This is a genomic window from Streptomyces sp. NPDC005774 (assembly GCF_042871645.1).
GTDB lineage: Bacteria > Actinomycetota > Actinomycetes > Streptomycetales > Streptomycetaceae > Streptomyces > Streptomyces pratens.
This window is the reverse complement of the sequence record NZ_JBIAIV010000014.1, coordinates 167,894-175,958: the sequence shown is the minus strand read 5'-3', so window position 1 is coordinate 175,958 and position 8,065 is coordinate 167,894. Positions and strand designations below refer to the sequence as shown.

General features: G+C 72.6%; 8 protein-coding genes and 1 pseudogene. 5 read left to right on the top strand and 4 right to left on the bottom strand.

Going from position 1 to position 8,065, the window contains the following annotated elements:
* A pseudogene (locus ACFYQA_RS16030) lies at positions 1–861 on the bottom strand (IS200/IS605 family accessory protein TnpB-related protein); the annotation flags it as partial.
* A gap of 179 nt (positions 862–1,040) precedes the next feature.
* The gene (locus ACFYQA_RS16025; protein ID WP_388917237.1) at positions 1,041–2,258 is read right to left on the bottom strand and encodes a bifunctional adenosylcobinamide kinase/adenosylcobinamide-phosphate guanylyltransferase; all 1,218 of its coding nucleotides are present in this window, start codon (positions 2,256–2,258) and stop codon (positions 1,041–1,043) included.
* Positions 2,259–2,419: 161 nt separating this feature from the next.
* Here ACFYQA_RS16025 and ACFYQA_RS16020 point away from each other — a divergent pair, with 161 nt between their 5' ends.
* On the top strand, positions 2,420–2,632 hold the full coding sequence (locus ACFYQA_RS16020; protein WP_386400877.1) for a hypothetical protein: 213 nt from the start codon (positions 2,420–2,422) through the stop codon (positions 2,630–2,632).
* A gap of 105 nt (positions 2,633–2,737) precedes the next feature.
* Here the strand turns inward: ACFYQA_RS16020 and ACFYQA_RS16015 are convergent, their stop codons facing one another.
* Together ACFYQA_RS16015 and ACFYQA_RS16010 are read right to left on the bottom strand one after the other, a co-directional pair.
* Positions 2,738–3,457, bottom strand: coding sequence for a class I SAM-dependent methyltransferase (locus ACFYQA_RS16015; RefSeq protein ID WP_388917261.1), 720 nt, complete (start codon positions 3,455–3,457; stop codon positions 2,738–2,740).
* Between the two features lie 125 nt (positions 3,458–3,582).
* The gene (locus ACFYQA_RS16010; RefSeq protein WP_388917258.1) at positions 3,583–4,218 is read right to left on the bottom strand and encodes a DUF3043 domain-containing protein; all 636 of its coding nucleotides are present in this window, start codon (positions 4,216–4,218) and stop codon (positions 3,583–3,585) included.
* Between the two features lie 272 nt (positions 4,219–4,490).
* On the opposite strand from ACFYQA_RS16010, the gene ACFYQA_RS16005 reads away from it, so the two are divergent.
* The 4 genes from ACFYQA_RS16005 (at position 4,491) to ACFYQA_RS15990 (ending at position 7,823) form a co-directional block, all read left to right on the top strand.
* Positions 4,491–5,276, top strand: coding sequence for a PspA/IM30 family protein (locus tag ACFYQA_RS16005; protein WP_332426872.1), 786 nt, complete (start codon positions 4,491–4,493; stop codon positions 5,274–5,276).
* Positions 5,277–5,340: 64 nt separating this feature from the next.
* Positions 5,341–5,652 (top strand): hypothetical protein, encoded by a 312-nt coding sequence (locus ACFYQA_RS16000; RefSeq protein ID WP_388917234.1) that lies wholly within the window; start codon positions 5,341–5,343, stop codon positions 5,650–5,652.
* A 193-nt stretch (positions 5,653–5,845) separates the two neighbouring features.
* Positions 5,846–7,087, top strand: a complete 1,242-nt coding sequence (locus tag ACFYQA_RS15995) for a sensor histidine kinase (RefSeq protein ID WP_388917231.1) — start codon at positions 5,846–5,848, stop codon at positions 7,085–7,087.
* Positions 7,088–7,136: 49 nt separating this feature from the next.
* The gene (locus ACFYQA_RS15990; protein WP_388917228.1) at positions 7,137–7,823 is read left to right on the top strand and encodes a response regulator; all 687 of its coding nucleotides are present in this window, start codon (positions 7,137–7,139) and stop codon (positions 7,821–7,823) included.
* Positions 7,824–8,065 lie beyond the last annotated feature (242 nt).

Here is an 8,065-nt window from a genome sequence, read left to right as displayed (position 1 = left end):
TCGTCGGCGTAGCGAATCAGGATCGGTGTGCCAGGTACGGCCACGGGCTCTCGCCCGATGCCCTTCTTTTTGTACCGGCACCCTGCGGCTTCCTCGGTGCGCGAATGCCACCCGGCCGGTGAGGACGTACCGGCCGTGCGGGGCATTCGCCCACTGCTTGAGCGGGGCGGGCAGCCTGATGCTCACCTGGCCGTCCGGTGCGATGCGGATGGTCTCGTTCCCGTACCGCTTCCCGCTCTCCCCGTCCGCCTGTAGAAACCACCGTTCCGCTTCCCAGCGTTCGCGCCACTGGAGTTCGGTGAGCTGCGCGGCGGGCAGTTGGTGCCGCATCCGGGCCAGGCGTTTGCCGCCCCGCACCACGTGTACGGTTCCGGCTTCCCAGTCGGTGCGTTCCCGCTCCAGCCGGTCCTCAAGAATGCGCAGGCGGCGGGCCTTGGCATGCCACTCCCGCCGACTGCGGTAACCACTCAGGGCCCTCTTCGAACCCTTCGAGCCGACCGGCAGTGCCAGCCGGTGCCGCAGAGTCCGCACCCCAGCCTGAAGGCACTGGAGGTGGGCAAGCGTGCAGCGGCGGGCCAGCGCCCACTGATCATGCGTCATCTTCGTGATCGCACCCGCCCACCGGGCCGACGACAACGGCGTCAACTCCCGCTTGCGCACGGCCCACGCCCCGGCGTCGTGATCGAGGCCGTCGTGACAGCGCGTCTTCAGGTCACGACAGGTCAGCGCGCCCAGATGCGCACCCACCCGCCGCAGCACCTCCTCATCAACGGCCGTCAGCTGCCTGAGCCGGGTACGCACCGCCACCCCCGACGGGCCGGGTACGACAAACGGCGCCGCAAGCTCCCGCAGACCGCCCACCCCACACTCCTTCGCCAAGTCGTCGTGCCCTGCTCACCCCGCCCAACGAACACCACGCGCAAAGGTCACGCATTCGGCAGGCGAACTCCCATTCCCCCCGGACATGACGACACCCCCCCCCCCCCCCCCCCCGCGAACCCAGCGCTCACTTACACACGCCAGAACACACTCGTGCTCGGTCAAATCCCAGCAGTTGCCAACCCGCGGAGCACCAGTGCCTGGCCCGCCACGACCAGCAGTACCTGCTCGCACTCCTGCGCGAACGCCGCGTTCAGCCGCCCGAGTTCGTCCCGGTACCGGCGGCCGGACGCGGTGGCGGGGACGATGCCCGAACCCACCTCGTTGGACACGGCGACCACGGTCCGACGGGTCGCGCGCACCGCGTCCGTCAGCTCGCGCACCCGTTCCTTGAGCGCCCGCTCCCCGCCGTCCGCCCACTGGGCGTCGTCCCACGCCCCGACGGAGTCCATCGCGTCCGTCAGCCACAGCGACAGACAGTCCACCAGCAGCGGCGGCCCGTCGGTCCCCAGCAACGGCACCACATCGCAGGTCTCCACGGTCCGCCAGGACCCGGGCCGCCGCTCCTGATGGGCCGACACCCGGGCCGCCCACTCGGTGTCCCCGTTGCGGGACCCGCCGGTCGCCACGTACAGCACCTGGGGCAGGGACTCCAGCCGGCGCTCGGCCTCCACCGACTTGCCGGACCGCGCCCCGCCCAGGACCAGTGTCCGGCGCGGCAGATCGGGAACGTGCTCGTAGGCCCCCACTTCCAGCGTGGTCCCGTCCGGGACGGCGCGCGCCCCGGCCGCCGCGAGCCGACGCCGCTCCTCCGCGCCCGGCGGCACGTCGTGGTCGAGATGCACGGCGACGACGTCCGTCGTCGGCCCCACCGCGCCCACCGCCCGCAGCCGCGCCAGCGCGTCCGGGCGCCCCACGACGTCCAGCAGCACCATGGCGTACGGTTCGGCCGGCTCCTCCAGACCGGCCGGTGCCGTGCCCGGCGGCAGGTACAGCAGCCGCTGCCCGTCCGGACCGGTCACCGCGTACCCGGTGCCCGGCGCGTCCAGCGCCAGCGCCCGCACCCGGTGGCCCGTCAGCAGCGCCAGCTCCCGGCCGTCCGGCACCCGGCCGGGCTGCGGCAGCCCGGCGGGCACCTCGACCGCGGGGCCGTCGTGCGGATGGGAGAGCAGCACCTGGCGCACACCGCCCAGCGAATGCCCCGCGCGGGCGGCGGCGAACGCCACGCCCGGCGTCAGGTCGAGCAGCAGCGAGCCGTCCACGAGCAGTGAGGTCGCGGCGCGCGCGCGGGGACCGGCGGCGGACGCGCAGGCGGCGCAGGGACAGTCGGGGCGGGGCAGGCCCGCGGGGGCACCGGTGCCGAGCAGAGTGAGTTCCACGAACCCGATTTTCGCCCCTCCTCACAGCTCCCGCGCGCCCGGCCGGGCGCGGTCACCGATGATCCCCGAATCATCCGCCGGACAGGCTTTAAGCTCTGCTCCAGGAGCCGGACCATGATCCGGCTCCTGTCGTGCAGGTGCTCATACCCACGGAGGCGTACATGGCGGCATGGACGTGGCGGTTCGAGAAGGCCGACGGGACGCAGGTCGAGCCCGCGGTGACGCCGGAGGACTTCACCACGCAGGGGGACGCCGAGTCCTGGATCGGGGAGAACTGGAAGGACCTGGTGGAGGGCGGCGCCGACCAGGTGCGGCTGCTGGAGGACACCACGGAGATCTACGGGCCGATGAGCCTGCACGCGGAAGAGGCGTGAACCCACGGGCGTGAAGCCCCGGACGTGAGAATCCGGGCGAGGGCGACATGACCTTCCGGGCGGGGGCTTCGGCCCTCGCCCGTCCCGCGTCCGCCAGAGCCTGTCCTAGCCCCGTACGCCGCACAGGTGGAGCAGTGACGCCACCCCGCGGTAGGGGTCCGTGCGGCCGGCCCGCTCCTCGACCGCGAGGAGCGCCGCCAGGTCGTCGGGGCAGCCGGGGGTGTGCGCGACGCGCGCCCCGTCCACCGCCGTGTCCGTGAAGACCCGCACCCCGTACCAGGTGTGCAGCGGCGCCCCGAGCCCCGCGAGGGTCGCCTTGAGGTCCGCCAGCCGGTCGGCCCGCACTCCGGCGTCCGAGTCGTCCGCGGGACACGTCGTGTCGAACGCGGTCAGCGCCCCGGCCCAGTCGCCGCGCAGGCCGGGCCGCATCGCCGGCGCGTCGCCGTTGCGCACCAGCAGCGACAGCAGGCCGCCGGGGGCGAGCATCCGGGCCAGCCCCGCCACCAGCGGATCCGGCTCCGCCACGTACATGAGGACGCCGTGGCAGAGCACCACGTCGAAGCTGCCCGGCAGGAAGTGCACACCGGTGTCGCGGCCGTCGCCCTCGACGACCCGCACCCGCTCCCGGATGCCCTCGGGCTCCCCGGCGAGCGCCGCGCGCGCGGCGGAGATCATCTCCGTGTCCCGTTCCAGGCCGGTCACCTGGTGGCCGGCCCGCGCCAGGCGCAGCGCCTGCGTGCCGCGGCCCATGCCGACGTCCAGCACGCGCAGCCGCCGCCCGACCGGGAACCGTCCCACTATCTGCTCGTCGAGCTGGCGGGCCAGCAGTTCCCGCTGGACGACCTCCCGCAGGTCACAGGACGGCCCGCCCTGGCCGGGCGAGGCCTGTGCGGGCGAGGCCTGCGCGGGCACCGTCGCCGGTGCCTCGCCGTCGACGAACGGCGTGGTGCTCAGGGCCGCTCCCCGCGCTTGACCTGGGGCTTGGGCAGACGCAGTCGGCGCATCTGCAGCGAGCGCATCAGCGCGTAGGCGACGGCGCCGCGGCGCTTGTCGTCGGGGAAGCGCTCGGCCAGCCGCTTCTTCAGCCGGAAGCCGGTCACGGCGGAGTCGAGCACGATCATCACGATCACGACGAGCCACAGCAGCAGCGCGACGTTCTGCAGCTGGGGCACCTGGATCATGCTCAGCACCAGGATGATCACCGCCATCGGCAGGAAATACTCCGCGATGTTGAACCGCGAGTCGACGTAGTCGCGCGCGAACCGGCGCACCGGCCCCTTGTCACGGGCGGGCAGATAGCGCTCGTCGCCGCTGGCCAGCGCCTGGCGCTGGCGCTCCATCGCGGCACGACGCTCGTCACGCTGCCGCTTGGCGGCCTCCTTGCGCGTCATCGACGTATTGGCCACGCTGCGCCGCTGGGTCTGGGCCTGGCTGCGCTTGGGCGTGGGACGGCCCTTCGGGGCCTCCGGGTGGCGGGTCTGCTTGGAGTCGGTCACCGTCGCCTTGTCGGCGTGGGCCTTCTCTTCCTTGGCACGGCTACGGAACACAAAACCCAAGGGTACGGGGTATCCGGGGTTGGACCCCAGCCCCGGGGGGAACGATCCGGCAACACCACGCGTCTGTAGAGGACAGACAGACGGGGGCGTTGTGTGCGACTTGGGGCGGGTTGTCCGGCCGGCACCCGGGGATCACCTACTCCCTGCGCCGGATCGGGAGGACGCGCAGTCGTCCTTGGGGATGAGCGCATCCACCCCTGGACAGTGCGGTAATGGATGCAGGGCCCGTACTGTGGGGTCTGTCGCAGAAGTGTGAGCCGGAGTCCGTCAGAAGGGGGCGCGCGAAGCCCATGAGCGGTGTCATGAAGCGTATGGGGATGATCTTCCGCGCGAAGGCGAACAAGGCCCTTGACCGGGCCGAGGATCCGCGCGAGACCCTCGATTACTCGTACCAGAAACAGCTGGAGCTGCTCCAGAAGGTCCGCCGGGGTGTCGCCGACGTGGCGACCAGCCGCAAGCGCCTGGAGCTCCAGCTCAACCAGTTGCAGGGCCAGTCCTCCAAGTTGGAGGACCAGGGCCGCAAGGCGCTCGCGCTGGGCCGTGAGGACCTCGCCCGCGAGGCCCTCTCCCGCCGCGCCGCCCTCCAGCAGCAGGTGACGGACCTGGAGACGCAGCACGCGACGCTCCAGGGCGAGGAGGAGAAGCTCACCCTCGCGGCCCAGCGCCTCCAGGCCAAGGTCGACGCCTTCCGTACGAAGAAGGAGACCATCAAGGCCACGTACACGGCGGCGCAGGCACAGACCCGGATCGGCGAGGCCTTCTCCGGCATCTCCGAGGAGATGGGCGACGTCGGGCAGGCGATCCAGCGGGCCGAGGACAAGACCGCCCAGCTCCAGGCGCGGGCCGGAGCCATCGACGAGCTGCTCGCCTCCGGCGTCCTCGACGACCAGTCCGGCATGCACAAGGACGACATCCAGGCCGAGCTGGACCGGCTCTCCGGTGGTACGGACGTGGAGCTGGAACTGCAGCGCATGAAGGCCGAACTGGCCGGGGGCACCTCCGGCCAGAAGCAGGCCATCGAGGGCGGCAGCGAGCAGTCCCAGGCCCAGCAGCAGCCGCAGGACACCCCGCGGTTCGACAAGCAGTGACCGCCGCACGGGAGACCGTGCCGACGACGACCGAGCCCCCGCGAGGGCGGCTCAGGAGGCCGACATGATCGTACGGATCATGGGGGAGGGGCAGGTGGCTCTGGCCGAGAGCCACCTTGCCGAGCTGAACAAACTTGACGAGAAACTCGTCGTCGAGATGGACAACGGTGACGGCCCCGGCTTCCACCGCACCCTCACCGCCCTGCTGCACAGGGTCCACGAGCTCGGCGAGCCGCTGCCGGACGACGCCCTGGAGCCCTCCGACCTCATCCTCCCCTCCCCGGACGCGACCATCGAGGAGGTCCGGGAGCTGCTCAGCGACGACGGCGACGGACTGATCCCGGGCCCGGTCGACGGACCGATCCCCGGCACATGAACCCCTGACCCGCCGGGCCACCCTCGGCCGGACCACCCGCGGTCGAACCGCTCACACCTGAACCGTTCACACCCGTACCGTTCACCCGCGTACCGCTCACTGTCGGTCCGTTCAAGACAGGTGCGGTCCTCACCACCGGTCCACCACCGGCCCGCCCCCCGTACGGTTCCGCGACCCCGTACGGTGAACGGTCGTGAGCACCTTCCAGCGCGCCCGGCGTCGGCTGCGCGCGCATCCCTTCGCCCTGGACGCGGCCCTGGCCGCGGGCGTCCTGGTGTGCATGGTGGCCGGGTCCCTGGTGGAGCCGCACGGTCCCGACGGCGTCACCCGGGCGCTGCGCACACCCGACGCGCTCAGCCTGGTCCTCATGGTGCTCGGCGCCGCCGCGCTCGTCCTGAGGCGCCGGGCGCCCCTCGCGGTCCTCGCCTTCACCGGCGGGGTCTCCCTGGTGGAGTCCGTCACCGGTGACCCCCGCGCCCCGGTCTCGATGTGCGTGGTCGTCGCGCTCTACACCGTCGCCTCCGCCACCGATCGCCCCACCACCTGGCGGGTCGGCCTGCTCACCATGACCGTCCTCACCGGCGCCGCCATGATCGCCGGCCCACTGCCCTGGTACGCCCAGGAAAACCTGGGGATCCTCGCCTGGACCGGGATCGGCGCCACCGCCGGGGACGCCGTCCGTAGCCGCCGTGCCTTCGTCCAGGCCATCAGGGAACGCGCCGAGAGGGCCGAACGCACCCGCGAGGAGGAGGCCCGCCGCCGCGTCGCCGAGGAGCGCCTGCGCATCGCCCGCGATCTGCACGACGTCGTCGCCCACCACATCGCCCTGGTCAACGTCCAGGCCGGGGTCGCCGCCCATGTCATGGACAAGCGGCCCGACCAGGCCAAGGAGGCCCTCGCCCACGTACGCGAGGCCAGCCGCTCGGCGCTCGGTGAACTGCGTGCCACCGTCGGCCTGCTGCGCCAGTCCGGAGATCCCGAGGCCCCCACCGAGCCCGCCCCCGGACTGGACCGCCTCGACGACCTCGCCGGCACTTTCCGCAATGCCGGCCTGCACGTCCTGGTCGCCCGCGAGGACCAGCGCCCGGAGCACGCCCCCGCGCTGCCCGCAGCCGTCGACCTGGCCGCCTACCGGGTCATCCAGGAGGCACTCACCAACGTCCAGAAGCACGCCGGCTCCGAGGCGAAGGCGGAGGTCAGCGTCGTCCGGGTGGGTCCGCACCTCGAGGTCACCGTCCTCGACGACGGCACCGGCGCCGGCCGGCAGGAAGCCCCCGCGGGCGCCGGTGGCGGCCACGGTCTGCTCGGTATGCGGGAACGCATCACCGCCCTGCGCGGCACCCTCACCACCGGCCCCCGCTACGGCGGTGGCTTCCGCGTCCATGCGATCCTGCCCGTCGAGACCCGCACGTCCGCGGCCCAGGACGGTTCGTGACCCGTCCGCGGCCCGGTGCGGCCCGTGACCAGCGCTCCCGGGGGAACCCATGACCATCCGCGTTCTGCTCGCCGACGACCAGGCCCTGCTGCGCAGCGCCTTTCGCGTACTCGTCGACTCCGAGCCGGACATGGAGGTGGTGGGCGAGGCCTCCGACGGCGCCGAGGCGGTCCGGCTGGCCCGCGAACAGCGCGCCGACATCGTCCTCATGGACATCCGGATGCCCGGCACCGACGGTCTCGCGGCCACCCGCCTGATCAGCGCGGACCCCGAACTCGACGGGGTCCGCGTGGTGATCCTGACGACCTTCGAGGTCGACGACTACGTGGTGCAGTCGCTGCGGGCCGGCGCCTCCGGCTTCCTCGGCAAGGGCTCCGAACCCGGCGAACTGCTCAGCGCCATCAGGATCGCCGCGGAGGGTGAGGCGCTGCTGTCCCCGGCCGCCACCAAGGGCCTGATCGCCCGCTTCCTCGCTCAGGCGGGCCCGTCCGACGGCGCCGACCTCGACCCGGCCCGCGCGCAGCGGCTCGGCTCGCTGACCGTGCGGGAGCGAGAAGTGCTGGTCCAGGTCGCCGGCGGCCACTCCAACGACGAGATCGCCGAACGCCTGGAGGTCAGCCCGCTGACCGTGAAGACACACGTCAACCGCGCCATGGCCAAGCTGGGCGCCCGCGACCGGGCCCAGCTGGTGGTCACCGCCTACGAGTCCGGCCTGGTCCGCCCGAGGGCGGACTGAACGCGACCGCGTGTACTGCGGGGGGAGTAGCCGCCGCCCCGAGGAACGGGACTCCCGGCCTACGGATCGGCCCCTTCCGATGCACCACTGTGTAGAACGGGCACCCGGCTGAGCCGTCGTGCCCCCCGCCCGTGACCGTGACCGCGCGTCGGACGGTGCCGGCGACCGCACCCCCAACCGCACTTCAGACCGCACTTCCAACCGCTCGCAGACGTTCCCAGACGCTCACAGAAGAGAGATCC